General features: G+C 67.6%; 33 protein-coding genes. All 33 read left to right on the top strand.

The annotated features are described in order from the left end of the window. The first annotated feature begins 116 nt into the window (after positions 1-116). Positions 117-539: a hypothetical protein gene (locus ACGFIW_RS01860; protein ID WP_393310452.1), complete on the top strand. Its 423-nt coding sequence runs from the start codon at positions 117-119 to the stop codon at positions 537-539. Then, entirely contained in the window at positions 536-982 is a 447-nt protein-coding gene (locus tag ACGFIW_RS01855; protein ID WP_393310451.1) for a hypothetical protein, read from the top strand. The genes ACGFIW_RS01860 and ACGFIW_RS01855 overlap by 4 nt, the downstream gene beginning before the upstream one ends. Beyond that, positions 979-1599: a hypothetical protein gene (locus ACGFIW_RS01850; protein ID WP_393310450.1), complete on the top strand. Its 621-nt coding sequence runs from the start codon at positions 979-981 to the stop codon at positions 1597-1599. The genes ACGFIW_RS01855 and ACGFIW_RS01850 overlap by 4 nt, the downstream gene beginning before the upstream one ends. Further along, on the top strand, positions 1596-1847 hold the full coding sequence (locus ACGFIW_RS01845; RefSeq protein WP_393310449.1) for a hypothetical protein: 252 nt from the start codon (positions 1596-1598) through the stop codon (positions 1845-1847). Before ACGFIW_RS01850 ends, ACGFIW_RS01845 begins: the two co-directional genes overlap by 4 nt. Positions 1848-1989: 142 nt before the next feature. Further along, positions 1990-2340, top strand: a complete 351-nt coding sequence (locus ACGFIW_RS01840) for a hypothetical protein (protein ID WP_393310448.1) — start codon at positions 1990-1992, stop codon at positions 2338-2340. Continuing rightward, positions 2337-2597: a hypothetical protein gene (locus ACGFIW_RS01835; RefSeq protein ID WP_393310447.1), complete on the top strand. Its 261-nt coding sequence runs from the start codon at positions 2337-2339 to the stop codon at positions 2595-2597. The genes ACGFIW_RS01840 and ACGFIW_RS01835 overlap by 4 nt, the downstream gene beginning before the upstream one ends. A gap of 614 nt (positions 2598-3211) precedes the next feature. After that, the gene (locus tag ACGFIW_RS01830) at positions 3212-3550 is read left to right on the top strand and encodes a DUF6221 family protein (RefSeq protein ID WP_393310446.1); all 339 of its coding nucleotides are present in this window, start codon (positions 3212-3214) and stop codon (positions 3548-3550) included. Continuing rightward, positions 3547-3867: a DUF6221 family protein gene (locus ACGFIW_RS01825; RefSeq protein WP_393310445.1), complete on the top strand. Its 321-nt coding sequence runs from the start codon at positions 3547-3549 to the stop codon at positions 3865-3867. The genes ACGFIW_RS01830 and ACGFIW_RS01825 overlap by 4 nt, the downstream gene beginning before the upstream one ends. Beyond that, positions 3864-4109 carry a hypothetical protein gene (locus tag ACGFIW_RS01820; protein ID WP_393310444.1) on the top strand — a complete coding sequence of 82 codons (246 nt, stop codon included), beginning with the start codon at positions 3864-3866 and terminating at the stop codon, positions 4107-4109. Before ACGFIW_RS01825 ends, ACGFIW_RS01820 begins: the two co-directional genes overlap by 4 nt. A 105-nt stretch (positions 4110-4214) precedes the next feature. Continuing rightward, positions 4215-4961, top strand: a complete 747-nt coding sequence (locus ACGFIW_RS01815) for a hypothetical protein (protein WP_393310443.1) — start codon at positions 4215-4217, stop codon at positions 4959-4961. After that, positions 4958-5389 carry a hypothetical protein gene (locus tag ACGFIW_RS01810; protein ID WP_393310442.1) on the top strand — a complete coding sequence of 144 codons (432 nt, stop codon included), beginning with the start codon at positions 4958-4960 and terminating at the stop codon, positions 5387-5389. Before ACGFIW_RS01815 ends, ACGFIW_RS01810 begins: the two co-directional genes overlap by 4 nt. A 274-nt stretch (positions 5390-5663) precedes the next feature. After that, positions 5664-6206 (top strand): hypothetical protein, encoded by a 543-nt coding sequence (locus ACGFIW_RS01805; protein WP_393310441.1) that lies wholly within the window; start codon positions 5664-5666, stop codon positions 6204-6206. 9 nt (positions 6207-6215) lie between these two features. Then, positions 6216-7742: a hypothetical protein gene (locus tag ACGFIW_RS01800; protein WP_393310440.1), complete on the top strand. Its 1527-nt coding sequence runs from the start codon at positions 6216-6218 to the stop codon at positions 7740-7742. A 21-nt stretch (positions 7743-7763) separates the two neighbouring features. Continuing rightward, positions 7764-9488 (top strand): hypothetical protein, encoded by a 1725-nt coding sequence (locus ACGFIW_RS01795; protein WP_393310439.1) that lies wholly within the window; start codon positions 7764-7766, stop codon positions 9486-9488. Positions 9489-9565: 77 nt separating this feature from the next. After that, complete coding sequence (locus ACGFIW_RS01790; RefSeq protein ID WP_393310438.1) at positions 9566-9889, top strand: hypothetical protein; 324 nt, start codon at positions 9566-9568, stop codon at positions 9887-9889. A 94-nt stretch (positions 9890-9983) separates the two neighbouring features. After that, positions 9984-10223, top strand: a complete 240-nt coding sequence (locus ACGFIW_RS01785; RefSeq protein ID WP_393310437.1) for a hypothetical protein — start codon at positions 9984-9986, stop codon at positions 10221-10223. 87 nt (positions 10224-10310) lie between these two features. Next, a complete protein-coding gene (locus ACGFIW_RS01780; RefSeq protein ID WP_393310436.1) occupies positions 10311-11357 on the top strand; it encodes a phage minor head protein in 1047 nt (348 codons plus the stop codon). Positions 11358-11378: 21 nt separating this feature from the next. Next, positions 11379-12998 carry a hypothetical protein gene (locus ACGFIW_RS01775; protein WP_393310435.1) on the top strand — a complete coding sequence of 540 codons (1620 nt, stop codon included), beginning with the start codon at positions 11379-11381 and terminating at the stop codon, positions 12996-12998. Between the two features lie 2 nt (positions 12999-13000). Beyond that, complete coding sequence (locus tag ACGFIW_RS01770; RefSeq protein WP_393310434.1) at positions 13001-13357, top strand: capsid cement protein; 357 nt, start codon at positions 13001-13003, stop codon at positions 13355-13357. A gap of 14 nt (positions 13358-13371) precedes the next feature. Next, positions 13372-14610, top strand: coding sequence for a Mu-like prophage major head subunit gpT family protein (locus tag ACGFIW_RS01765; protein ID WP_393310433.1), 1239 nt, complete (start codon positions 13372-13374; stop codon positions 14608-14610). A gap of 56 nt (positions 14611-14666) precedes the next feature. Then, positions 14667-15083 carry a hypothetical protein gene (locus ACGFIW_RS01760; protein WP_393310432.1) on the top strand — a complete coding sequence of 139 codons (417 nt, stop codon included), beginning with the start codon at positions 14667-14669 and terminating at the stop codon, positions 15081-15083. Positions 15084-15107: 24 nt separating this feature from the next. After that, positions 15108-15476 carry a hypothetical protein gene (locus ACGFIW_RS01755; RefSeq protein WP_393310431.1) on the top strand — a complete coding sequence of 123 codons (369 nt, stop codon included), beginning with the start codon at positions 15108-15110 and terminating at the stop codon, positions 15474-15476. A 4-nt stretch (positions 15477-15480) separates the two neighbouring features. Continuing rightward, positions 15481-15915, top strand: a complete 435-nt coding sequence (locus ACGFIW_RS01750; protein WP_393310430.1) for a DUF6093 family protein — start codon at positions 15481-15483, stop codon at positions 15913-15915. A 13-nt stretch (positions 15916-15928) separates the two neighbouring features. After that, positions 15929-16282, top strand: a complete 354-nt coding sequence (locus ACGFIW_RS01745; RefSeq protein WP_393310429.1) for a hypothetical protein — start codon at positions 15929-15931, stop codon at positions 16280-16282. Beyond that, a complete protein-coding gene (locus tag ACGFIW_RS01740) occupies positions 16275-16721 on the top strand; it encodes a hypothetical protein (RefSeq protein ID WP_393310428.1) in 447 nt (148 codons plus the stop codon). The genes ACGFIW_RS01745 and ACGFIW_RS01740 overlap by 8 nt, the downstream gene beginning before the upstream one ends. After that, the gene (locus ACGFIW_RS01735; RefSeq protein ID WP_393310427.1) at positions 16714-17034 is read left to right on the top strand and encodes a hypothetical protein; all 321 of its coding nucleotides are present in this window, start codon (positions 16714-16716) and stop codon (positions 17032-17034) included. Before ACGFIW_RS01740 ends, ACGFIW_RS01735 begins: the two co-directional genes overlap by 8 nt. Positions 17035-17061: 27 nt before the next feature. Next, entirely contained in the window at positions 17062-17427 is a 366-nt protein-coding gene (locus ACGFIW_RS01730) for a hypothetical protein (protein WP_393310426.1), read from the top strand. 6 nt (positions 17428-17433) lie between these two features. Then, positions 17434-17934 carry a hypothetical protein gene (locus tag ACGFIW_RS01725; protein WP_393310425.1) on the top strand — a complete coding sequence of 167 codons (501 nt, stop codon included), beginning with the start codon at positions 17434-17436 and terminating at the stop codon, positions 17932-17934. 96 nt (positions 17935-18030) lie between these two features. Then, complete coding sequence (locus ACGFIW_RS01720) at positions 18031-18240, top strand: hypothetical protein (protein ID WP_393310424.1); 210 nt, start codon at positions 18031-18033, stop codon at positions 18238-18240. Next, positions 18237-18851, top strand: a complete 615-nt coding sequence (locus ACGFIW_RS01715; RefSeq protein WP_393310423.1) for a hypothetical protein — start codon at positions 18237-18239, stop codon at positions 18849-18851. Before ACGFIW_RS01720 ends, ACGFIW_RS01715 begins: the two co-directional genes overlap by 4 nt. Positions 18852-18952: 101 nt before the next feature. Next, positions 18953-19261 carry a hypothetical protein gene (locus tag ACGFIW_RS01710; protein ID WP_393310422.1) on the top strand — a complete coding sequence of 103 codons (309 nt, stop codon included), beginning with the start codon at positions 18953-18955 and terminating at the stop codon, positions 19259-19261. A gap of 18 nt (positions 19262-19279) precedes the next feature. After that, on the top strand, positions 19280-22345 hold the full coding sequence (locus tag ACGFIW_RS01705) for a hypothetical protein (protein WP_393310421.1): 3066 nt from the start codon (positions 19280-19282) through the stop codon (positions 22343-22345). Beyond that, positions 22345-23193 carry a hypothetical protein gene (locus ACGFIW_RS01700; RefSeq protein ID WP_393310420.1) on the top strand — a complete coding sequence of 283 codons (849 nt, stop codon included), beginning with the start codon at positions 22345-22347 and terminating at the stop codon, positions 23191-23193. The genes ACGFIW_RS01705 and ACGFIW_RS01700 overlap by 1 nt, the downstream gene beginning before the upstream one ends. Positions 23194-23200 lie beyond the last annotated feature (7 nt).

Here is a 23200-nt window from a genome sequence, read left to right as displayed (position 1 = left end):
GCGGATGGTGCACCCTGCTGCCGACCGTCACAGGGTTTGTGCGCGCGAGGCAGCCCGCCTGCCCGGTGCACGGAACCCTTGCGGCCAACCCGACTACGACGCCTGAGGAGGCAACCATGACCGACACGACTACCGAAACCCCCTTCAACGCTGCGCACCGTCTCGCCCCGCCCCCGGCGACCCGCGACGCCGCCACCCGTGACGCCTGGGTGCGGCACTACGCGGCTGACGCCCTCGCCGCCTACGCCACGTTCCGGGACGCGATCCGCACCGTAACGCCCACCACTGCCGGAGGTTCACGCCCCGACCTCGGCTATCTCACCCTCGCCGCAACCGCCGCGACGGCTGCGGCGGCGGCTCTCACAGATCGGACCGACTACGCACCCGAACTGATCTGGGACCTCACCCCCGAGCTGGGTGCGCTGAACGGCGAGTGGGAGGACTGGCTGGTTGACGTCCTTGTGCGGCGCGGGGTGAACCCGGGGCACATCGACCCGGCGTACAACCCGGCCGACTTCGCTGAGGCGGTGCAGCGATGACCGCCACCGCGACTGGCCAGAAGCCGCCGGTCGGCGCGCGGGTCCGCATCACCGAGACGTACGCCGACGGCACCCGCATCACCGCCGAGGGGCCAGTTACCCATCACGAGCCGGGCGTTGACCGTTTCGTGTACATCGGCGCTCTCCGTCACACGATGCTGTGGCAGGCCGGCCGCGCTCGGCGCGAGAGCCCAGCCGCCGACGTGCAGGTGACGCGCCTATGCGACGTGTGCGGGAAGGACTCCACCACCGCCGACGGGATCGTGGGCGCGTACGTGTGCGACGACTACAACTGCCTGCTCGCGGCGTATGACCGCGCCGTGGGCGCCGACGCCCCCGCCCCCGTGAAGGTCATCGACTGCACGGTGCTGCCGCAGTTGGCAGGGGACATCCTGCGGGCCACCGCCGACCAGGTGGCGCCGAAGAAGCCGGTGACACGGTGAGCTACACGACGACGCAGCCCCGGGTGTGGCTGGACACTGAGACGACCGGCTTGGACTTCTACCGCCGCCCGTGGGAGATCGCCCTCATCGTGCGCCGCCCCGGTCAACCAGACATCGAACACCAGTGGTTCATCCACCCCGCCGACCTTGACCTCAAAAACGCCGACCCCGATTCGTTGAAGTTCGGACGGTTCTACGAGCGGCATCCACACGGCCCGGCCCTCGCCGCCGGGGCGGACCCGTGGGACGTTCCCCGCCTGGACTGGGTGTACCGCATCCTGGATGTGCTGCCGCAGATCGCCGAACTGACGTCCGGGCGGGCCATTATCCACGGCTCGAACCCGTCGTTCGACACGGACATGCTGGCCCGGTCGCTGGGCGAGCTTGGTATGACCCCGCCATGGCACTACCACAGCGAGGATGTGCCGGGCGTGGCCCGTGGGTGGCTGCTTGGCCGTGGACTGCCAGCGCCTCGCAAGTCCGACGACATTTCCCGGGCGTGCGGCATTGACCCGCAGGCGTACGACCGGCATTCGGCGTTGGGGGATTGCCGCTGGTTGCGGGACCTCAGTGATCTGATCGAGCCGCGCACCGACCTCGGTGAGGTGACGCCGTGACCGGGCAGGTGTTCTCGAATGTGGAGCCCGCCGGTGTTGACTACGCCATCCGGGTGACCTACCGCGACGGCACCACCAGAATCCGTCACGAAGATGATCCACTGCTGGCCCACAGTGTTGCTGAGCAGATGGCGGCGACCGCCCGCCGGCACCCGGCGGTCGCCTCCGCTGAGGTGGTGTACCGGCAGGTGTGGCACGGGCCGTGGACAACCGCACCCGAGCCGACCGATGAGGCTGACCGTGGCTGACACCCCATGCTTCTTCTGCCGTCAGGGCGAAGCTGATCACGTGGACGGGCGGTGCGCCACGTACCGGCCGAACAACCCTGAGCTGGCAGCGTCCCTGACGACACTCCTAGCCGCGCCATCAGCCGAGCCCGACCGATCGGCCGTGCTGGACAACATCGACGAGATGCGGGCGCGGGCAGCCACCGCCGCGTTCAACGCGGAAGCCCTCAACGCCCGATGGGCTGCGGTGGTCAACGACGAGATCGGCGGGTGGGCGGTCAGCATCAACGGTGCCGGCCCGCTCAATGGGGGCAGGATGGCCGTCGATTTGGTAATGACCCGGGAGATCGCCGAGCACATCGCCGCGGTGCACAACCAGTGGTTGGCGCGGCAGAACATGGGCGTGCCGGTGGCCACCGGGTTCATCACCACCGTGGACGTCTCAGCCCCGCCGATGTGGCGCACCCTGTGGCGTTGCCTGCGGCGTCGAAAGCCCGGCGGGGTGGGCCGGTGAGCAACCGCGACGGCTCGGACCGCCTGCGACTGTTCAAGGCGTTGAGGCGCGCCCGGTGGCGGGTGGAGTTCGCAAGGTCCGGCCACGTCAAAATCTGGAACCCGAGCGGCCTGCTGGTCACCACCACCCCGTCGAGCGCATCGGACACGAACAGCCTGAACGCGTTGCGCCGGGACCTGCGGAAGGCCGGATTCCAACACAACGAGCGCGGTCAGAAGCCGAAGCCCGCCAAGATCCCGAACCAGAGGACCCGATGACTCTGCCGCTGCTGCCCGGCCGAGCCCCGCCATTGCGACTCCTGCGGCCGACGCGTGCCGAAAGGCCCGCTCGTTCAAGGGCTCGGCTCGGGCTGCGCACGTGAGCACGGCATCACCCCGCCGTCCATCGCGCGGCCCCGCGGTGATGGGCAAGCCGGACCAACCCTGCTCGACCTGCTTGCCCGCACCGCGCAGGCAGGCAGGCTGGCGGTGCCGGTGATCAGGCAAGATGAATCCGGGGACACAACACCGGGGGGCACAATGACCACACCAACCAACACCACCACTGAACCAGCGCCGCGCATTGCCCTCGACCACCGGTACCAGCCGCGCCTCTGCGCCGCCCCAGACTGCCCTGTTCCACCGCACGTCCGCTGGCGGGTGACCCGTGGTGGGCACCTGTTCGGCATGTACCGGCGCACCGGCGACACCCTCGACTTGTGTGACAGCCATGAGCGGGAAGCCGCGGACGTGTGCGGGGCGGACTGGGATGACGCACCGTTGCTGCCGACCCAACGGCGTGGTGGCGCGGCAGTTGATACACCCAGTGTCACCGACAACCCCACGATGATCTCCAACACGGGGTTTGTGACTACACAGAGTCAGAGGCGGCCGTGACCGCGCATCTGGTGCCGTGGCTGGACCAGCAGTTGGAGAACCAACGCCACACCGGGCGAACCCTGCACGCCCTCGCCACCACCGAGCCACCTGAGGTTGGGCAACTGCTGGCCCAGGTCGGCGACTACCTGATCGCCGACGCTGACACGAAGCGGCGCATCATCGTTGAGCACCGCACCGAGGCCGGTGTGTGCGACCACTGCTTCACGGTGCCCGCCATCAACAACCCTTGGGATGGGCAAGAAATCGACCTGTGCGACACCTGCACCACCATCCGGCTGCTCGCGGTGCCGTTCGCAGGTGAACCTGGGTACCAGGAAGGGTGGCGGCCATGAACGACCTGACGGTTTGGCTGGACCAGCAGCTTGAGAACCGGCGGCACACAGCCGAAGCGCTCAAGACCCTCGCAGCCGCGCTGCCCGTCGAAACGGCGGCCCTCCTGACAGAGGCGGCGAACCTGCTGCTGGCCGACGTGGACTCCAAGCGGCACATGCTCGACACCGTGCATCCGGAGGTCGTCAAGCTGGAAGACACGATCTGGTCCGAATTCTCTACCTACCCAGAGCCAGACGTCCCAGAGCTGCTGCTGAAAACCGTGGGCCTGTCATACGCCGGCCTGCCCGGGTATCGACCCGAGTGGGGGCCACAATGACCAACCCCGCTAGCGGACTCAACCTCAGCGACCCCAACGACCGAGCGCGGCTACTCGAATGGCTCCGTGCCAACAACCTCGACCCCGACCAGATGCCCGAACAGGAACCCATCCACCTGAACGGCAGCCGCATCACAGTCAGCTACGTCGTCCGAGACGAGTCCGGAACCATCATGACCGACGGATACCGGCCCATCACCCAAACCCGAACGGTGCCGCTCCTGCAACCCTGGACGGACTGAAACGGCAGCGGCGGCCGGACCGCAATTCCGACCGCCGCCAACACCAACACCCCACATCAGTCAGGGTCACCGCCAGCGTAACTGCGCCGATCGGAGACCAGCCACATGCACGACACCACCGACACCAGCGGACGGCACTGCGTCTCCGACACCCGCTGCCGCGCCTACAACCACACGGCGAAACCGCCGGCCGCCGCACCCGTCACCACCAACCCCCTGTGCGACGACTGCCTAACCGCAGCCGAACGGGACGTCCGCAACCTCGTCTACGACTACGTGGACCTTGAACAGTTGCAAGGCCCGTCACTGTCGCAGGCGCTCAACATGCAGCCCAGCGGGAAAGCCGCCCCACCCATGCCGTTGAACGGCCAAGCTGAGGCGCTACAGGCGGAAATCGTGCACGCCGCCACGACGTGGGAAGACGTCATCCGCGACATCAGCCACCTCAGCCCCCGCAACACCCAACCCCGGCGGCCCGGCCGGCAACTCGACGACGCCGTACGCGTCCTGCTCCCCCGCCTCCGACAGTTGGCCGTGCTCGGCGGCACCGACGTGTACCCCACCGGTTGTGAAGACCCACCCACCACCATGGCCGGGTGGGAAGCCATCCACCACCTGCAACACCTCCACCAGCGTGCCCGCGGCATGCTCGGCCGCACCCACCGCACCACCCATTTGCCCGGCACCTGCTCCGGCTGCGGACTCAACGAGTTGCACCGCGACGACCCCCGCCACGCCGACGACCCCTGCGACGTGTACTGCGCCAACTGCCACACCACCTGGCCCCACGGCGACTACCAGCAGTACGTCACCCAACTGGTGTGGCCAAACCGCGACCGGGTGGCAGCATGAACCCCGATCTCGACGTTCAAGGCCGTCGCGGCGAATGGCCCATCCCCGGCGACAACGCCACCGACCGCGCCCGCAAAATCGCCCACATGTACCGGGCCAGACTTCGCGCCCTCGACCCGGACGCCTGCGACCAAGCCGACCAGGTGGCCAACAACTTCGGCGAAACGTGGGTCACCCCCACCACGGTCACTGTCGACGACACCGACGCCATCACCACCGCCGAAGCCGCCGCTTTGGTCAACGTCAGCGAAGACGTCATCCGCCAATGGGCGTGCACCCCCCACCCCGACAAGCCCGGCCAACCACTGCTGCCCCGCTTCGGGTGGCGAAGCAAAGCCCGCACCTACCTCGCCAAAAACGTCCGCGACGCCGCAACAACTGTGATCCAGGCGAAACACCGGAAGGGTCAGTTGACAAGATCCTCGTGATCCGTCACAGTCACGCGTAGGAGACGTGTCTTCGAAGCCCGCCAAACCGGAAACGGTTCTGGCGGGCTTTCGGCATTCCTGGGGCAGTTGGTAACCCGCTGACCCCACACAGGCGGCCCCGAGGCGCGTCATCCCCAGCACGCGCCTCGGGGCACCAGCCGTTCACCACCCAAGAAACCGGGACGGCGGTGATCGACCCATGAAGCCGGCCCCCAGCGAAAAGCCGAAATGCGCAGGTCGCCGCACCAACGGGGAACGCTGCACCAAGTGGCCGATGAAGGGTCAGAAGGTGTGCCGCAACCACGGTGGCGCCTCCCCCCAGGCGAAGGCTGCCGCCGAGGTGCGCATTCAGGTCGCGGAGGCTGCAAAGGCTGTCGCCACGTTCGGGCTGCCCCGCGAGGTTGACCCCCGGGATGCGCTGCTAGAAGAAGTGCACCGGACGGCAGGCGCGGTCGAGTGGTTGCACCAGCAGGTTCAGGCGCTTCAAGCCGAGCAGGTCGTCTGGGGTGTCACCTCTGAGATCACCAAGGACGCGGGCGAGTTTCCGGGCGTCGACACCACCCGGGCCGCTGAGGTGAATGTCTGGGTGAAGTTGTGGCAGTCGGAGCGTGACCGGCTCGTCAAGGTGTGCAAGGAAGCCATCGGCGCCGGCCTGGAAGAACGCCGCGTGAAGTTGGCGGAGCAGCAGGGTGCGATGCTCGCCGGGGTCATCAAAGCGATTTTGGGCGACCTGGACTTGTCGCCGGAGCAGCAGGCGCGGGTGGCCACGGTGGTGCCGATGCGCCTGCGAGCAGTGTCCGTTGGGGTGGCGGCGTAGGGGGTCGGCGTGACAGCCTCCGTGTTCGCGCCCCCCGTCGACCCGTTCGAAGCCGCAGCCCGCATGTTCGAGCCCGCCCCGCTGTCGCCGTACCTGAACGACCCGGTGGGTTGGTGTCAGAACCGCCTGGGTGAGTTTCTGTGGTCGAAGCAGCGGGAGATCGCCGAGTCGGTGCGGGACAACCGTCGGACTGCGGTGAAGTCGTGCCACAACGCCGGCAAGTCGTGGATCGCCTCTCGCGTCGCAGCGTGGTGGTTGGACACACACCCGCCAGGCGAGGCGTTCGTGGTGTCGACGGCGCCCACGTACAAGCAGGTTCACGCGATTCTGTGGGAAGAGATCCGGGCGGCGGCAAAGAAGGCCGCCGGCCGCGGTGACCCGCTGCCGGGCAGGGTGTTGCAGTCGGATGAGTGGAAACTTGACGATGGCACCCTCATCGGGTTCGGCCGGAAGCCGGCGGACACGGACGAGCATGGGTTCCAGGGCATTCACCGCCGGTACGTGCTGGTGATCCTCGATGAGGCGTGCGGTATACCCGCCCAGTTATGGACCGCCGTGGAGGCGATCACCACGAACGCCGACTGCCGCATCTTGGCGATCGGGAACCCGGACGACCCGGCGACGGAGTTCAACCAGGTGTGTAAGCCCGGCTCCGGGTGGAAGGTCATTCGGATCTCCGGGTTGGAGACGCCAAACATGACGGCGGAGCGGATCGCCGAACAGCCCGGCCTAGCTGACCTATTTGAGCGGCTGGGGCTGGGTCCCTCTACCGAGCTGGTGCCCGACGGGCTGCGCCCGTTGATGCTGGACCCCGAGTGGGTGGCAGACAAGATTCGCCGCTGGGGTGTCGAATCACCGCGGTTCACGTCGAAGGTGCTCGGGGAGTTCCCCGACATCGGCGAGGACGTGTTGATACCACCCACGTGGATTCTTGCCGCACAGGAGCGCACCTGCGGCCCCGGGCCGTGGTCAATCCTTGGTGTGGACGTGGCCCGGTACGGTTCCGACCGCACCATCCTGTTGTTACGGCAGGGCCCGGTGGCGAGGGTGATCGGCGACTACGCGAAGCAGTCCACCACCGAAACCACTGGCCGGGTTGTGCAGGCGGTTCGTGACCGGTCCGTGGACGAGGTTCGCGTGGACGGTGTGGGTGTGGGTGGCGGTGTCGTCGACCAGTTGGTTGAGCACGGCCATGACGTGGTCGACATGCAGGCCGGCGGCGGTGCCGTTGACCGCGAGCACTTCGTCAATGCCCGCGCTGAGTGGTATTGGAGCCTCCGTCAGAGGTTCGAGGACGGGGACGTGGACCTTGACCCGGATGACGACGAGCTGGCGGCGCAGCTCGGGTCGATGAAGTACAAGTTCACGTCGCGGGGTCAGATTCAGATTGAGTCGAAGGACGACATGCGCAAGCGGGGCATGCCGTCACCGGACAAGGCGGACGCGTTGATGTTGACATCGCCGCCGACCCCTGCCAGCGAAGCGGACGTGTACGAGGATGCCGACGACGCTGACTTCGAAATTTCGCCCGTCTGACCTGGCAGGGGGTGACCTGTCGTGCAGGAAACCGCCGAGGTTGCCCCGTCCGCTGAGGTTGATTTGCACGAGCAGGTGGAGCACCTGCTGACTCGCCTCAACCAGGAAGTCAACAACAACGAACTGCTGCAAGAGTCGGTTGCCGACTTGCAGCGGGCGTTGTACGAGCCGGGTTGGATTCGTCTGACCGCCCAGGGCGAGCACGAGTTCTCCCCTGAGGCGATGACGCAGATGCGGGCGATTTGCCGCCTGTTCGCGATCAAACAGCCGCTGATCAAGCGGGGTTTGAACCTGCGGTCGGCGTACGTGTGGGGCCAGGGTGTGGAGATCACTGCCCGCGCTAACGGCCGTGAGGGCGGCGAGCAGGATGTTCAGGCGGTGGTGCACGCGTTTTTGACGGACCCGTCGAATGAGCGTTGCGCCACCGGTGCCGCCGCCCGGGACCAGTTGGAGAAGTTCGGGCTTGGGTGTGACGGGGAAGTGTTTTTCGCCTTGTTCACTAGGCCCACCACGGGCCATGTGCAGGTGCGGACCCTGCCCGCCGATGAGATTGCGGAAATCATCTGCGATCCGGAGGACGCCGCCACCCCCTGGTACTACCTGCGCCGGTGGACGCACATCGACCGCGATGGTCAGGGCAACCCGCTGCGATCAACCCGCGAGCAGTTGTACCCGGACGTCGACTACCGGCCGGAGGTGCGACCCGGCACCTACGCCGGCAAGAACGTCGACTGGTACTCGCCGGTGCTGCACGTGCCCGTCAACCAGCCGTTGGGGTGGCAGCGGGGCATCCCGGACGCGTACGCCGCCGTGGACTGGGCAAGAGCATACAAAGAGTTCTTGGAAGACTGGGCCCGCTTGATGCGGTCCCTGTCCCGGTACGCGTGGAAAGCCAGCGCACCCGGTGGCCGCAACGCCGCAGTGCGAACCCGCCTCGCTGGCCCGCCACCGCGGGATCCGGGCACCGGTGAACCGTTGCACGCCGGCGCAACCGCGGTGCTGCCCCCGGACGTGCAGTTGGAGGCGGTTTCCAAGTCCGGCGCGACCCTCGACTCCGATTCGGGTCGCCCCCTCGCTGCGATGGTCGCCTCGGCGCTCGACATCCCGGTTACATGGTTGCTGGGTGACCCCGGTGTGACCGGTGCCCGCGCCACAGCGGAAACACTGGACAGGCCCACCGAGGGCACCATGAACCAGCGCCGCGACCTGTGGGCTGCGGTGCTGCACCGCATGCTCCGGTATGTGATCACCGAGTCGGTGCGGGCAACACGGGGACGGTTGCAGGGCACCATCGCCGCCGACCCGTGGACCGGTCGAGAAATCGTGTCTTTGGCTGGGAACACGGACCCCACCATCGACATCACGTGGCCGCGGTTGGACAAGGTTGACCCGGCCACCATTGTGAAATCGGTGGTGGAGGCCAACGGCACGGGCACCATCCCACCCGAGGTAATCGCCCGGCTGCTGCTCACCGCGCTGGGTGTGCGCAACGTCGACCAACTGGTGGAAGCCATGGTCGGCCCTGACGGCGAATTTCACTGGCCCGCACCCCTCGGCTCACCTGCGGCGGACCGGCAGCGTGCTGGCGGCGACCCCGCCGACACGGGTCCGGGTCGGATGGCACCAGACGACGAACCCGACGACGAACCGGACCCGGGTGACGGACCGGCGACAGAAGCCGTCGAACAGCTCACGCTGCCGATACCCACCCCACAGCGGCAGCCCAAACGACGGACGCGGGGGTGACAGGCATGTGGGGCTACCTACAACGCCGCCTTGGAATCGCCGAGGTGCGCACAGCACTGCACAGGCAGGAGATCAAGATGGGTAAGTTCAGCGACGAGATGGGTGACCTTCAGACCCGGCTCACCGGGCTCGCCGACGCGCAGGCCGCTTCGGCAACGAACCTGCGGGACGCCATCGCGCGTCTGGAGCAGCGAGTCATCGACCTTCAGGACGGTGAGCTGTCCTCGGAGCAGCAGGAGATCGTGGACGGCATCAAGTCGGACGTGGAGTCGCTGCGTACCGCCGTCGAGTCGGCGGATGACGGCTACGAGGCTCCGGTGGTGGAGCCCGCCCCGGTGGAGGGTGTGGAGGGTGAGCCGGAGCCGGGTTCCGTCGCGGACCGGCAGCGCGGCGGCCTCTGAGCCTCGCACTAGCCGTGTCGGGGTGGCCGGTTACGGTCCGGCCGCCCCGGCACCAACGCCGAGCAACCTGCGTCCCGGATGGCAGACTCTCTGCATGGCCAGCCACTTCAGCCAGGCAGCCAAGGGGCAGGTCTGGGCAGACACTGACACAAGAGGCAACGGCCGGCACCTCAAGGTGTTGCAGGTGGTGCCCGCCAAGGGCGAGAAGGCCGCCTACGTCATTGCCGTCCACTGCGACAGGGCTGGCCGGGTCGTAGGCCGCCCTATTCGAACGAAGATCCAGCTTGCCGAGCTTCTGCGCGCGGGGTCACCGTTTCGGCTGGTCGATCAGTAGCAGCCCGCTTCCACAGTGTTCCCTTGACTCAGCGTCCGGGGGTGGGTGGTGGCTGTCACCTCTCGCACCCTCCGACTCATCCGCGCCATGCGTGCCACCGTGGGCGGGCTTGCTGACAACGCCGTTCGTGACCTGACAGCCCAATGGGTTGCGGCGTGGGACCGGCTCGCCCCCACCTGGCAGACCGCCGTCGACCTACTAGTGGCGTGGGCTGTGGCGCAAGGCCGCTGGCCAACCCCCGTCGAACTGGCCCGCATGGGACCGGTGCAACAGGTGCTCGCCGACACCGATGACGCCCTCAACGAATTGGGCGATGCCACCACCAGCACGGTGGCCACTGCCGCTGCCCAAGCCATTGTCGCCACGGCCGGCGCCGAACCTGACGTGATCGCCTCCCAACTGCCGGCCGCCTACCAAGACGACACCCGCGAACGTGTCACTGAGCGGATTCTCCCGTCGGCGTTGGACGCGATCAAGACCCGCGTCATCCAAGCGATCACCGCGCAAACCCGGCCACTGTCAGCGGACGCGTCGGCGGCTATACGTCGTGAACTGGTGCGTGGGGTTGAGCTTGGCAACAACCCCACGGAGATTGCCCGCCGTGCTGTCGCCGCGGTGAACGGGGCGTTCGAGGGTGGGTTGCAGCGGGCTGTTGTGGTAGCCCGCACGGAGGTGTTGGACGCCTACCGCACCGCCGCCCGGTACGCCGACAACGCCAACGCTGACCTGCTTGACGGGTGGGTGTGGCTGGCCACCGTCGAAGGGCGGGGCGCGGTCAACACATGCCCGTCCTGCTGGTCAATGCACGGCACCGTTCACGACCTTGACGAGGCGGGCCCTCTCGACCACCAGCAGGGCCGGTGCGCACGAGCACCCCACGTGAAGCCGTGGCGGGCGCTCGGTATTGACCTGGACGAACCCGACGACAGCATTCCCGACCGGCAAGCATCATTCGACGCGCTCACCGACGAGCAGCAAACCGCTGTCCTCGGTGCCGCCCGGCTGGCCCTGCTGCGTGCCGGGCGCATCGGCTGGGCTGACTTGGCGGTGAGCCGTGACAACCCGGCCTGGCGCACCTCCATCGTGCCCCGACCCTTGCGGGACCTCAACCGCATCGCCGACCAGCGGCGCTAACCACCTGGGAGGCGATCCCCCATGTCCGACCGCACCATGACCGTGCGGGTTACCGGACCATCCGGCTACTCGAAGGACGCGTTCATCACCGAACTCACCGCCCGCGCGGCTGTTGCCGAATCGGCACCCGCAGTCGAAGCCCTGACCGAGGCCAAGCCGGTCGAGCGGGTCACCGTTCGTGAAGCCGACACCTCCGGCGCCACCATTACCCAGCCCGGACGCCTCGCCATTCGGCTGATTCGCAGTGGCTGGAGTTTGAACGGAAACCTGTATCCCGCCGAGGTGCTGCGCCGTGACGGCCCGGCTGCCTGGCCCGCCGGCACGCTTTGCTACGTTGACCACGCCACCGATGAGGAAGACGCCGCCCGCCCTTCCGGCAGCATTCGCAACCTCGCCGCCGTCACCACGTCCGCCGCCCGCTGGGACGAGGCGGAGCAGGCGCTGATCGCAGAGGCCCGCCTGTTCGCCCCATGGCGGGAGACGATCACCGACATGGCCGACACGATCGGCATGTCCATTCGCGCGTGGGTGACCGGCGAGCACGGCGAACAGGACGGCCGTGAAGGCTTCATCGTCCAGTCGATCCCCGAAGGCCGCTCCGTTGACTTCGTCACCAAACCAGCGGCCGGGGGTGGCATCGTGTCCGTCCTCGAATCCGTCGGCAACACCGTTCCCGCCACTGAGGCCCGCAACGTCGGCCAATGGTTGGAATCGCGGCTGCACCTGCGGCTCACCGAGATCGGCGACGAACTGTACGGCGACGGCCGGCTCACCCGTGAGGAACGCACCGCACTGTCGGCTGCGATCCGGGACGCGTTGCAGGCGTGGGTTGCCCGCGTCGAGCAAGACGCCCCGCAACTGTTCCAGCGGGACCTGTGGGAGGAGCCGCCGCAGCCCGAGACGGCGCCGGCTGCTGAGGCCAACCCCAACCCGGGTGCGCCCGGCACCGTGCCGTCCCCCACCCCCGAGGCCGTTCCGGCGGCCCCCCACACCGTGACGGACGGCGCCCCGCCGACCGCACCCAACCCACCCATTGATAAGGAGCCCGCTATGTCGGGAACCACGACCGGCACCGCGCCGGTTGAGGCGGGGACGGCACCGGTCGTCGACACCGCCCCCGTGACTGCTCCGGCCGCCGAGTCCGCGCCGAACGCGCAGACGACTGCGGCTTTGGAGGCGGTCACCGCTCAGCTCGCCCAGATGCAGGCCGCCCTGACCGCTGTGCAGGCCGCGAACACGGCCCGCGAGTCGGAGAACCGGTCGCTGCGTAACCGTGAGCGCGCCAACGAGGCGGTCACTGTCGCGTTGCGTGCCCCGGAGCACGCCGACGTGGTCGCGCAGATTACCCCCCGGGTCACCTCGCGGGTCCTCGGCCAGGTGCCGACGACCGCTGAGGGTGTGGTGGATGAGACGGCGCTGACCGCAACGATCACCACGGTCATCGCCGATGAGGCGACCTACGTGCGGGGTGCTCGCGCTGAGGCGTTGGAGGCCGCCGGTGTGGGCCAGCCGTACGGGCTGGGCACCGCCCGGCAGGAGTCGCCGCAGGACGACGGCTTCGAGAAGGAGATGAACGACTTCTTCACCACCCTGGGTCTAACCGAGGCTCAGGCGTCGATCGCGTCGAAGGGCCGTGGCTGATCATGGCGAAGAACACCGTGTACATGTGGACCGAGAGCGCGCCGCTGGTCTGCACGGCGCCAGCCACCCCCCAGTCGGGTGACCCGGTCATCTGCGGGCAGATCCCCGGTGTGGCCCTCACCAACGAGGACTCCAACGGTGTGACCACCTGCGCCCTCGACGGCACGTTCGACCTATCCGTGAAGGGCGAGACGACCACGGACGCGGCCATCGCGGCGGGCGACATCGTCTACTACGACACCGCCGCCACCCCCCACAAGATCAACAAGGACAACACAAACGGCGTCCGCTTCGGCTACGCCATGGCCGCCGTCGCATCCGGCGCCACCGCCACCATCCCTGTCCGCGTCGGCTACTAGGAGACCCGCCGAACATGACGACTTCCATGCTCGACGCTGGTCTTGGCACGCTGGGCCAGCTCGAAACCTTCCAGGCCGGCACCGAGGGTGCCGCCACCAACAACATCTTCGGCGGCGACGGCACCCTGCTCACCGGCAACCGCCGGCAGCGCCGCCAGGAATCCGCCCAGTACAAGCGGAACCTGCTGCACCTCACCCGCCTGTACCGGGGCACCATCGAAGGTGACCGCCGGGCCACCGTCGCCTTCCAGGAGGCCATGTCCCGGGCGGACTTCACCAACCTGTTCGGTGACATCATCGACCGGCAGCTCCTCGCCGCGTACCAGACCCGCCCGGTGCAGTGGCCGTCGTACGCCAAGCGGGGCCGGGTTCGGGACTTCCGTACCGTGAAGCGCTTCACGCTGGACGGCGGTGAGGGTGTCCTGAACCAGGTGAAGGAACTCGCCCCGTACAAGGTGCGGTCCGTCACCGACGCCGCCTACGAGTACGCGGTGGCGAAGTACGGCGACCAGATCGCCGTTTCGTGGGAGACCATGGTCAACGACGACCTGGACGCCCTCACCGAACTGCCGACCCGACTCGGCAACGCCGCCCGCCGCACCGAGGAGAAGTTCGCCGCGCAGTTGTTCTCCGGCTCCGGCGGCCCCAACAGCACCTTCTTCTCCAACGCGAACCGCAACCAGGTCAACGCCACGGTCACCGGTGCGGGCACCCCCACCAACCCGGCGCTGACCGTTCAGGGCCTTCAGTACGCCATGCAGACCCTCGGCCAGCAGAAGGACTCCGACGGTGGCCCCATCTACGTCGAAGGTGTCACCCTCGTGGTGCCTCCGGCGTTGGAGGTCGCGGCGAACAACATCGTCAACGCCACCGAGATCCTTGCCGCGACCGGCGGCGGCCCGGGCACCGGCAACGATCAGCTTCGGGTCGCGAACTGGATGCGCAACCGGGTGTCCGTCGTGGTGAACCCGTGGCTGCCGATCGTGAACACCACCAACGGCAACACCGCCTGGTACGTGTTCGCGAACCCGACCGTTGGGCGCCCCGCCATGGAGTTGGGCTTCCTCATCGGCCACGAAACCCCGGAGCTGTGGGTGAAGTCGCCGAACGCGATGCGCGTCGGCGGCGGGCCGGTTGCCCCGGAGGAGGGCGACTTCGAGCACGACGCCATTCAGTACCGGGTTCGCATGGTTCTGGGCGGAACGCTTATGGACCCGAAGTCGGCTGTGGTGTCGAACGGTACGGGCGCCTGATCATGGGCCGTGTCCGACCGAATCTGGGCACACCGTTCGGCACGGACGGCCCATGGTTGTCCGCACTGGTCGACGCCGTTTCGGATCTGTACGACCTGCTTGACGCCCGGCTTCCCGCCCCCGCTTCGGCGGACGGTGGGGAGCCGGCGCCGGGCGGGCCTGTCCGGATCAGCGAACCCGCACCGGAGCGTTGGCCTCAGCATGAGGTCACACCGGTGTCTGAGCCGGCCGCCGACGAACCACCTGCGGCGGACGAGGACGACACCGACGATGACCCGGTTGAGGTGAGCGAACCAGCACCGGGCGCCCGGCCGTCGCTGCCCCCGCCACCGCCGCGTCACGGCAAGGGTTCCGGCCTTGATGCGTGGCAGGCGTTCGCGAACCTCGCCAAGGTCGCCTACGCCCCCGATGCGGGCCGCAACGACATCATTGCCGCCTGTGTGGCCGCGAAGGTCATCGACGCCGACGGCTGACCCTGCGTCTGACCTGGGGGCGGTGTGATCACGACTGACCCCACCACCAATGTGGGCATGGTGCGGCTACTTATTACCGACGTGAGCGATGCTGACCCGCTGTTCACCGACGATGAGATCCTGGCGTTCCTCGCCTTGGAGGGTGGGGTGAAGCGGGCCGCTGCGGCGGCGCTGGAAACAATCTCCCGCTCCGAACTGCTGGTATCGAAGAAGATCACCACGCAGGACCTCAGCACCGACGGCCCTGCGGTGGCCGCCGAACTGCGGGCGCAGGCGAAAGCGTTGCGGGATCAGGCACGGCAGGACGTTGACGATGTGGTGGGCGGGGCGGAGGCGTGGGCCATCTCGGTCGTCGACTTCGACCCGCATGCCGCGTACCGGGTCTGGTGGTGACCGGATGCCGCTGCCGAACACCCACCTGATCCATCCCCGGTTCGAGCAACACCACCGCCCGGTCGCCGACAAACAGGCCACCGCCGAGTGCCGGGTGGAACGCCCGGCGCAGCAGGCGGTGTGGGACGATGCAGCGGGTAAGAACACGTACCCGCCGCCTGAACTGCTGTATGAGGGGCCGTGCCGCTACCAGTACCTGTCGGCGGCCGGGCAACCGGTGGTCGCGGACACCACCACCCCATTGGCTGATGTGCGCATCACCCTGCCCGTCGGCGCGGTCGTGTACCAAACCAACGACCTGGTGACGCTCACCGCGACCGCCACGAACCCTGACCTGTTGGAGCCGCCCCGAACCTTGACGGTGGTCGCCGTGTCGGGGTCGTCAATCTCGTGGCAGCGGGACCTCGTCTGCCAGTTGAGGCAGCCCACCACCCGATAGAGGGGGTGCGCTGGTGGACGACTTTGACCGGCTTGCCGACGACATGGACGGCGCCGGGGTGGAACTGGGCCGGAATGTGCACGGGCTGGTGCGGTCGTCCACGTTGCGAACAGAGCAGATCGGTAAGGCCCGCGCCCCAGTGCTCACTGGCCTGCTGCGGTCGTCGATCACCTCGGACTTCAACGGCGGCCCAGGCTCCGACGTGATCTCTGGAGAGACCGGGCCTAACGTCTCGTATGACCATTGGGTGCATAACGGTACAAGCCGTCAGGCCCCGCAGCCGTTCATGGATCAGGCCGCCGACGTGGTGGAACCCATGTTCTACGCCGCCGCCGAAGCCTTGGGTGGGCAGGTTCTGGATGGCTGACACCGACGTCGGGTGGGCGCACGCCCAAGGTTTGGCGGACCTCCTCGAACCCCTTCCCTACCGCGTGTTCATCGGCCAGGTCGACGAGGTTGATGGGCCGCTTGAGTACCCGCACCTGATCCTGTGGCCGCCACCCGCAATGCGCCCCACGATCACCCTCAACGGGTACGGCGGTGAGACAGCCACCACCACCCAGATCACGGCGGTGGGCCGTGACCCGCGTGAGGCGATTACCGCCCTCGATCGGGCATCCGCGCTGCTGCACCGCCGTCGGCCCACCATTCCCGGCCGCAACTGCTCGGTCATCACCCAGCAGCCGGAAGCCGCCGGGCCACCACAGCCACAGCGGGATGAGCAGGCCCGCACCCCCGACGGTCATCCGCCGTACTTCACGTTCGCCCTATTCACCTTGAACTCATCCCGGAGCCCTGATGGCTGAGATTCCCGTACGCACCGCCTCCTTCGAAGGCGTCAACCTGGCGCTCCTCCCCGCTGCGGCGAATGACACCGCGAAGTGCGGCGGGTATTCGCTGCTCGTCAACAACGGCTCCGGTTCGCCCATCACCTGCACCATCGCTGTGCCCGGCAACACGTCATACGGGGTGGCCGCACCGGACAAGGTGTTCAGCATTCCGGCCGGGCAGTTGTGGGAGATTCCGCTGCTGGATGTGTACCGGGACCCGTCGGACCGGTTGGCGCACATCACGTGGTCCTCAACGACCACGGTCACTCGCATTGTCGTGAAGCGGTAAGGGGACGTCATGCCGAAGTGGATCAGGGTGCGTGACACCCAAACCGGGCACCTTTTCGACCTGGATGCCCGTGCGTTGGAGCACCGGCGCGGTGTGGAGCCGGTGAACGACCCCGACCGGTGGCCGGATCTGGAAGGCACCCGCGCGGTGCCCCGCCCGGCGAAGCCGTTCGTCGGTAAAGACGGGCGGTCAGCCACCCCCGCCCGCTCGGTGGTGACCGAACCCGCTTCGGGCGGTGAGGAGTTCATCCCCCGCGGTGATGGGCAGCGGCAGTCCTCGGACGCCGCGGCTCCGGGCGACCCGAACACCCCGACTGACGGCGGGCGTACCCGCCGCAGCAAGGCCAACACCTCGACAGACGCGCCGGCTGACACAGCGAGCGAAGGAAGGTAACCCACAGTGACGATGCCCAATTCGGTGCCCGCCGATGGTAACCAGGCCGTCTGGTGGGTGCCTGCACTCGCCGACCCCGAAAACCCCACCGTCGCCGAACTCACCGCCCCGTCAGTGATCGACGCGTCGTGCTACCTGACCGCCGAGGGGTGGACCCCGGAAACGGATGAGCAGACCGTCACCGATGAGCGGCTGTGTTCCACGTCCACGTACGAGCAGCCAGGCCGCCTTCAGCACAGCCTGAACGTGTCGTACGTCCACAACCCAGACTCGCCTGCCGACAACGAGTTGTACTTGGCGTTGACTCGGCTGACCACCGGCTATTGGGTGGCCCGCATCGGCGTCCCCTACGACCAGGCGGTCACGGCCGGCGACATCGTGGATGTGTACCCGGCGAAGATGGGTTGGCGGCGTAAGCAGCCTGGCACCGCGAACAGCGTGTTGACGGTGACGCAGAAGCCCTTCATCACCGGCCCGGTCGTGCAGGACGCCGTGGTCGTCGCCTAGCCCTCGCACTCCCCTGATCTGGCGGTGTGGGCTTCCTCAGCCCTTAGCCCACACCGCCTTCAACCGTGTCCAAGGGCTGATACGAAAGGGCTGACTATGTCGAAAGTTGTGATTGCACCCGGTGACGCCCATGGTGAGTACCACCTGACCGTTGACGGCGTAGACATCTCCGCCGCTGTGAAGGCAGATGCCCTGCGGCTCACGTGGGAGCGCGACCGGCCTGTGCTGGAACTGGTGCTTCTGCCCGAGTCCGCGCGGATCGAACTGCCCGACGCGGTGGTGCGGGTTGTGGAGGCGCTGTCATGACGGATGCCACCGCTGCCGAACCTGGCCGGCTGAGCACGAAGGACCGCCTCAAGTCGGCGGCGCTGCCGGAGCGCACCGTTGACATCTGCTTGCGTGGTGACCTGCAAGCCGAGTGGGAAGACCTCCACCGCCAGTTGGCTGACGCTGAGGCTGCGGCGGCGAAGGACAAGCGGCTCGCCGGGGACCACCGTGCCCGCGAGATCGGTGCGCAGATCACCGCCGTGCAGGACCAGATGCGCGCCGACACCATCGTGTTCCGGATGCGCGCCTTGCACCGCAAGGCGTGGGACGCCCTGCTCAAGCAGCACCCGCCGCGCAAAGACAACGAGGAAGACGCGAAGCTCGGCTACAACGTTGAGGCGTTCATGGAAGCCCTCATTCGGTCGTGCACGTACAGTCCCGACGACCTCGACGACGACACGTGGCGGGAACTGCTGGGCGACAACGACGATGAGCGGGCACGGCTGGAGAAGGCCGGCGAGCCGGTGGAAGACGGCAAACTCACGGAGTGGCAGTTCGCCCAACTTCAGAACACCGCCCTCCACCTGTGTATCCGCAAGGTTGACGTCCCAAACTCGTTCGCCGTCTCACAGCTGATCCGAGCCTCCTAGCGAGGGTTGATGCTGCGAGGCGGCTTGGGCTGAGCCTGCGCGAGTTCGACGGCTGGACGCCTGACCGGGTCACCGAGTATGAGCACGACGGCGACGGCAGGGTGGTGCGCTCCACCGAGTGGGTGGAGTCGGCGTGGGATGAGGAACAACGCGGTTGGATGCTGGCCCTCGCCGAATACGAGAACGACCTGTGCCCGCACTGCGGTGGCCCGGCGTCGGTGTGCCAGTCGAAAGATGCCGACCGGAACAACCCGCGCGCCCAGTGGATTTACTGGCCGGTCACCCCCGCCGAGTGCGCGGTGACCACCGCCATGCGGTTGCACAAGGCGGACCCCGACGACAAGCGGGCGCTCATTCCCCGCGTGGTGCGGGTACGACGCGGCTCTCCCAAACCCCGCAACGCCCTCTGACCTGGTTGGGGGTGTCCGGTGGCACGTCGTATCTCCGTGCAGTTCGTTGCCGAGCTTGCCCAGTTCAAGCGGGGGCTGCGCGGCGGGGCTGACGAGGTCCGCAACGTGAAGCGGGAAGCGGTCGCCGCGCAACGTGAGGTTGCCGCCCTCGGTGATGTGGGTGAGAAGGCCGGACGTCAGCTTGGCGACGGCATCGTCCGTGGCGCGGACGGGAAACTGCGGGACTCACGCGGCAAGTTCGTGAAGGCCGGGCAGGACTCCGGTAAGGGGTTCGGGGACGGCTTCGAGCAGGGCACCCGGCGGGGTTTCTCCAAGGTCGCCGGGATCCTTGGCGGTGGCCTCCTGACGGCCGGTGGGGCGGCCCCGTGGCAGGGGTTGGCGGCCATTCCGGCTGTCGCTGGTGTCGCTTCGGCGTCGCTGCAAACCATCCCGCCATTGCTGGCGGCGATCGGCGGCGGGCTGGGTGCCATCCCGTCGCTCGCGGCAGGGTCGGCGGCGTCGATCGGCACCGTCAAGCTGGCCACCGCCGGCCTCGGTGATGCAATCAAGGAGACGTTCGCCGACGAACGCGACCCGTACCTTCAGTTGTCCCGCAACGGGCAGCAGTTCGTCACCGTCCTCGGTTCGCAACGCCACGCGCTCGCTGACCTGCGCCACCTTGCCCAGGACACGGTGTTCGCTGGCCTTGACCGGGAAGTCAACGACCTGGCCCAGGTGGCGTTGCCGTTCGCCCGCACACAGGTGGTTCGGTTCGGGCAAACGTGGAACACCACGTTCCGGCAGGTTGCCGCCCTCGGCCGTGACCCTGGCTTCCTCAACGGGCTGGACGCGGCGTTCGACACCGCTGACGGGTTCTTCGACAAGGTCAACCAGCGCATCCCCGCCACTGGACGTTCGCTGGGGTTGCTGTTCACCTCGTCGGTGCCGGCGGTCAACGCGTGGGGTGACGGGCTCCTCGCCTACGGGGACCAGTTCAACGAGTGGATTGACCGCACCGCCCGCTCCGGCCAGTTGGACCGGTTCTTCCAGGATGCGGCGAAGCAAGCCGATGCCCTGCTCGACATCGGGCAGGAAATCTTCACCCTCATCGCGCGAATCGGCGGCATGCAGTCCGGGTCAACGCTGCTGCGGGACATGGCCGACGCCCTAGCCCGATTCAACAACGAGGCGCACAACATGCAGTCGGTGGAAGGGATCATCCGCACCGGCAACGCCGCCATCGAAGGCGTGGTTGACGTCCTGGTGGTGCTGGGCGAGACGCTGGGCGAAACCCTCGCCGACCCTGGCACCGCCGCCGCCGTCGGCATGTTCTTCGACGTGCTGCGGGTCGGTGCCGAGGTTGTGGGCGGGTTGGCGCAGGTGTTCGGCCTGCTTCCCGACCCCATTCAGGCGGTGCTCCTCGCGGGCGCCGGCCTGGTGCTGTTGGGTGGGCGGCTGCACAGTGCGTTCGGTAAAGCGGGGGCCGCAGTCGGTGGGCTGACTGATCGTCTCAACGCCGCAGGTCCGGCGGGTGAACGTGCCGCCCGCGGCGTTGACGCCTCGGCGAAGGCGGCTGGTCGGGCTGCGGTGGCGCTCGTCGCGTTGCAGGCCGCGCAGGTGGTGTTGCAGCAGTTCCGTGACGCCGCCCCCGATGTGGAGCGCCTGTCGAAGGCGTTGCAGGAGTACGCGGTAACCGGCAAGGTCACCGGTGAGGCCACCCGCGTTTTCGGTGCCGGTTTGGGTGACCTCGGCAAGGATGTTAACGCCGCCTCTGATTCGTGGTTTCCCAAGCTTGGCCGCTCCATCGAAGGGATCATCCCTGGGGCCCGGGAGCTGAACGAGGCCATTTTTGGTGGTTCGTGGACCGGTGGCGCCGAGAACGTGAAGGCGTTGGACGACGCGTTGGTGCGGCTGGTGGAAACGTCTGGGAAAACCGCCGGCATTGAGGCGTGGAACCGGGTGCTGTCCGAGTCAGGCATGAACGCCGACGAGCTGATCAAGCTGTTGCCCGGCTACGAGCAAGCCATGAAGAACGCCGACATGTCGGCCGGGTCGGCGACGGCGACGCAGCAGTTGCTGTCGGGCTCAATGCAGGACGCCATCACCACCATGGGGTCGTACACCCGCGCGTGGGAGGTGCTGAACGGGGCGCAACTGTCCTCCGATGAGGCGGCGTTGGCGGCGAAGGACGCCATCGACGAGGTGTCGGAGGCGTTCAAGACCAACAAGGATGTGGTGACCGGTAACAGTCGGGCGGCGTTGGAGAACCGCATCGCTGTGGGGCAGGCCGCGCAGGCAGCAGCGGAGGCCGCGCAGAAGAAGTATGACGAAACCCAGTCGATTGATGTCGCGAACGCCGCCTACGACTCGTACATTGCGGCGCTGCGGCGAACCTTGGATCAGACGAACCTGACTGATGCCGAAATCGACACCTTGTTGGCGACGTACGCGAAGATGCCGCCGGTCAAGCAGACGGCGGTGTCGGCCCCGGGGACTGGTGCGGCGACGCAGCAGGTTACCGACTTCAACTTCGCCGTCAGGAATGTGCCACCGTCGAAGACGGTGCCGTTTTGGGCGTCCACGGGTGAGGCCACGGCAGCGGTCAACGCACTCAAATCGAAGATCAATGAGTTGCAGAGTAAGCACATCTACATCAGCGGCACCGTCAGGTGGACGAGCACTGGTGACCTGAAAGTGCCGGGCGGAACCCTGCGCAAAGACCGGTGGGGTGGGGTGCACGAGGGCGGCTACGCGAAAGCCGCCACCGGCCTGCTGCGCGAAGCGGAGGTGTTCACCCCACGCAACCCGGGCCGGTACATGATCGCCGAACCGCAAACTGGCGGCGAGGCGTTTATCCCGAAGGTCGGCGACCGGGAACGTTCCATCTCGATCGGCCGGCGGGCCATGGAGTGGTACGGCATGGCCGTCGTACCCAAGGCGTGGCTGTCCGCGAACCGGTGGGGCATCCAGGCCGCCTCGCAGGGGAACGCAGTGGCGGCGGCCCCGGCTGGCGGGGGGCCTGTGACCGTCAACCTCAGCGCCTACAGCAACCAATTCTCGCTGTCGCAGGTGATGCAGGACTTGGCGATGCGGGGGGCGCGCTGATGCCCCTCGCAGACGGTCAGGTCAGTGTCGGCGGGTTCCTGCTCGGCGAGGGCACCGTCTATTCGCTGCAAACTTTCAACCCGTGGACCCGGACGACCCGAGCCGACCAGTCGGGCGAACGGGCGTGGGGTGACGGGTCGTGGTCGGGTGCCGAGTGGGCTGAGCAAGCAGTAGTCCCCATCGTGGTTCTCACCCAGGCCGAAACCGTTGACGGGTGGCAGGCCGCCCACCAGGCACTGCTGGCGGCGTTCGCTCCACGCAGTGATGACGTGGAAATGCGCTGGCGGTTCGGTAGCACCGAATACATGATGCGCGGCCGGCCGCGCATGGTGGAGCCGGAGATCGGGCTGATCGGCCTGGGCATGGCCATGACCCGCGCAGCCTTTGTTGGCCTCGACTCCACCGTTTACTCCGGCGTCGAGCATTCGGTGACGTTGGGGCTGCCGTCAACATCTGGTGGGCTGACAGTCCCGATCACCGTGCCGTTCACGATCGGCGCAGTGGTCACCTCGGGCCGGCAGACGATCACCAACGCCGGCAAGAAACCGACAGGGCTGCTGCTGCGGGTCGACGGCCCGGTGGTGGAGCCTCGGGTGTCGCTGCTGACGTCGGCTGGCACGGGGATCGTGCGGGTGTGGGTGACCCTCACCGCCGGCCAGTGGCTGGACATCGACACCGCCGCCCGCACCGTCTACATCAACGGCACCGTGTCGCGGCGTGGTCTGACGTCGGTGGAGGGCATCGGCTGGCCGGTGCTGCCAGGCGGCGAGTCCGCTGAGCTGGCTTTCGACGCGTCCTCGTACGACTCATCCGCGCTGCTGACCGCCCGCTGGCGCGACGCGTACTAGGGAGACA

It is taken from the genome of Micromonospora sp. NPDC048935, assembly GCF_043197875.1.
Classification (GTDB): domain Bacteria; phylum Actinomycetota; class Actinomycetes; order Mycobacteriales; family Micromonosporaceae; genus Micromonospora.
Note: the sequence above shows the minus strand (reverse complement) of the source record. Positions and strands in the feature narration are given on the sequence as shown.

Excerpts from the sequence above, each read along its gene's own strand:
- ACGFIW_RS01780 (WP_393310436.1), top strand. The coding sequence starts at position 10,311 with ATGCGTGCCACCGTGGGCGGGCTTGCTGACAACGCCGTTCGTGACCTG.
- ACGFIW_RS01805 (WP_393310441.1), top strand. The coding sequence starts at position 5,664 with ATGAAGGGTCAGAAGGTGTGCCGCAACCACGGTGGCGCCTCCCCCCAG.
- ACGFIW_RS01860 (WP_393310452.1), top strand. The coding sequence starts at position 117 with ATGACCGACACGACTACCGAAACCCCCTTCAACGCTGCGCACCGTCTC.
- ACGFIW_RS01770 (WP_393310434.1), top strand. The coding sequence starts at position 13,001 with ATGGCGAAGAACACCGTGTACATGTGGACCGAGAGCGCGCCGCTGGTC.
- ACGFIW_RS01715 (WP_393310423.1), top strand. The coding sequence starts at position 18,237 with ATGACGGATGCCACCGCTGCCGAACCTGGCCGGCTGAGCACGAAGGAC.
- ACGFIW_RS01750 (WP_393310430.1), top strand. The coding sequence starts at position 15,481 with ATGCCGCTGCCGAACACCCACCTGATCCATCCCCGGTTCGAGCAACAC.
- ACGFIW_RS01775 (WP_393310435.1), top strand. The coding sequence starts at position 11,379 with ATGTCCGACCGCACCATGACCGTGCGGGTTACCGGACCATCCGGCTAC.
- ACGFIW_RS01820 (WP_393310444.1), top strand. The coding sequence starts at position 3,864 with ATGACCAACCCCGCTAGCGGACTCAACCTCAGCGACCCCAACGACCGA.
- ACGFIW_RS01810 (WP_393310442.1), top strand. The coding sequence starts at position 4,958 with ATGAACCCCGATCTCGACGTTCAAGGCCGTCGCGGCGAATGGCCCATC.
- ACGFIW_RS01720 (WP_393310424.1), top strand. The coding sequence starts at position 18,031 with ATGTCGAAAGTTGTGATTGCACCCGGTGACGCCCATGGTGAGTACCAC.
- ACGFIW_RS01785 (WP_393310437.1), top strand. The coding sequence starts at position 9,984 with ATGGCCAGCCACTTCAGCCAGGCAGCCAAGGGGCAGGTCTGGGCAGAC.
- ACGFIW_RS01735 (WP_393310427.1), top strand. The coding sequence starts at position 16,714 with ATGGCTGAGATTCCCGTACGCACCGCCTCCTTCGAAGGCGTCAACCTG.
- ACGFIW_RS01740 (WP_393310428.1), top strand. The coding sequence starts at position 16,275 with ATGGCTGACACCGACGTCGGGTGGGCGCACGCCCAAGGTTTGGCGGAC.
- ACGFIW_RS01790 (WP_393310438.1), top strand. The coding sequence starts at position 9,566 with ATGGGTAAGTTCAGCGACGAGATGGGTGACCTTCAGACCCGGCTCACC.
- ACGFIW_RS01700 (WP_393310420.1), top strand. The coding sequence starts at position 22,345 with ATGCCCCTCGCAGACGGTCAGGTCAGTGTCGGCGGGTTCCTGCTCGGC.
- ACGFIW_RS01815 (WP_393310443.1), top strand. The coding sequence starts at position 4,215 with ATGCACGACACCACCGACACCAGCGGACGGCACTGCGTCTCCGACACC.
- ACGFIW_RS01825 (WP_393310445.1), top strand. The coding sequence starts at position 3,547 with ATGAACGACCTGACGGTTTGGCTGGACCAGCAGCTTGAGAACCGGCGG.
- ACGFIW_RS01765 (WP_393310433.1), top strand. The coding sequence starts at position 13,372 with ATGACGACTTCCATGCTCGACGCTGGTCTTGGCACGCTGGGCCAGCTC.
- ACGFIW_RS01855 (WP_393310451.1), top strand. The coding sequence starts at position 536 with ATGACCGCCACCGCGACTGGCCAGAAGCCGCCGGTCGGCGCGCGGGTC.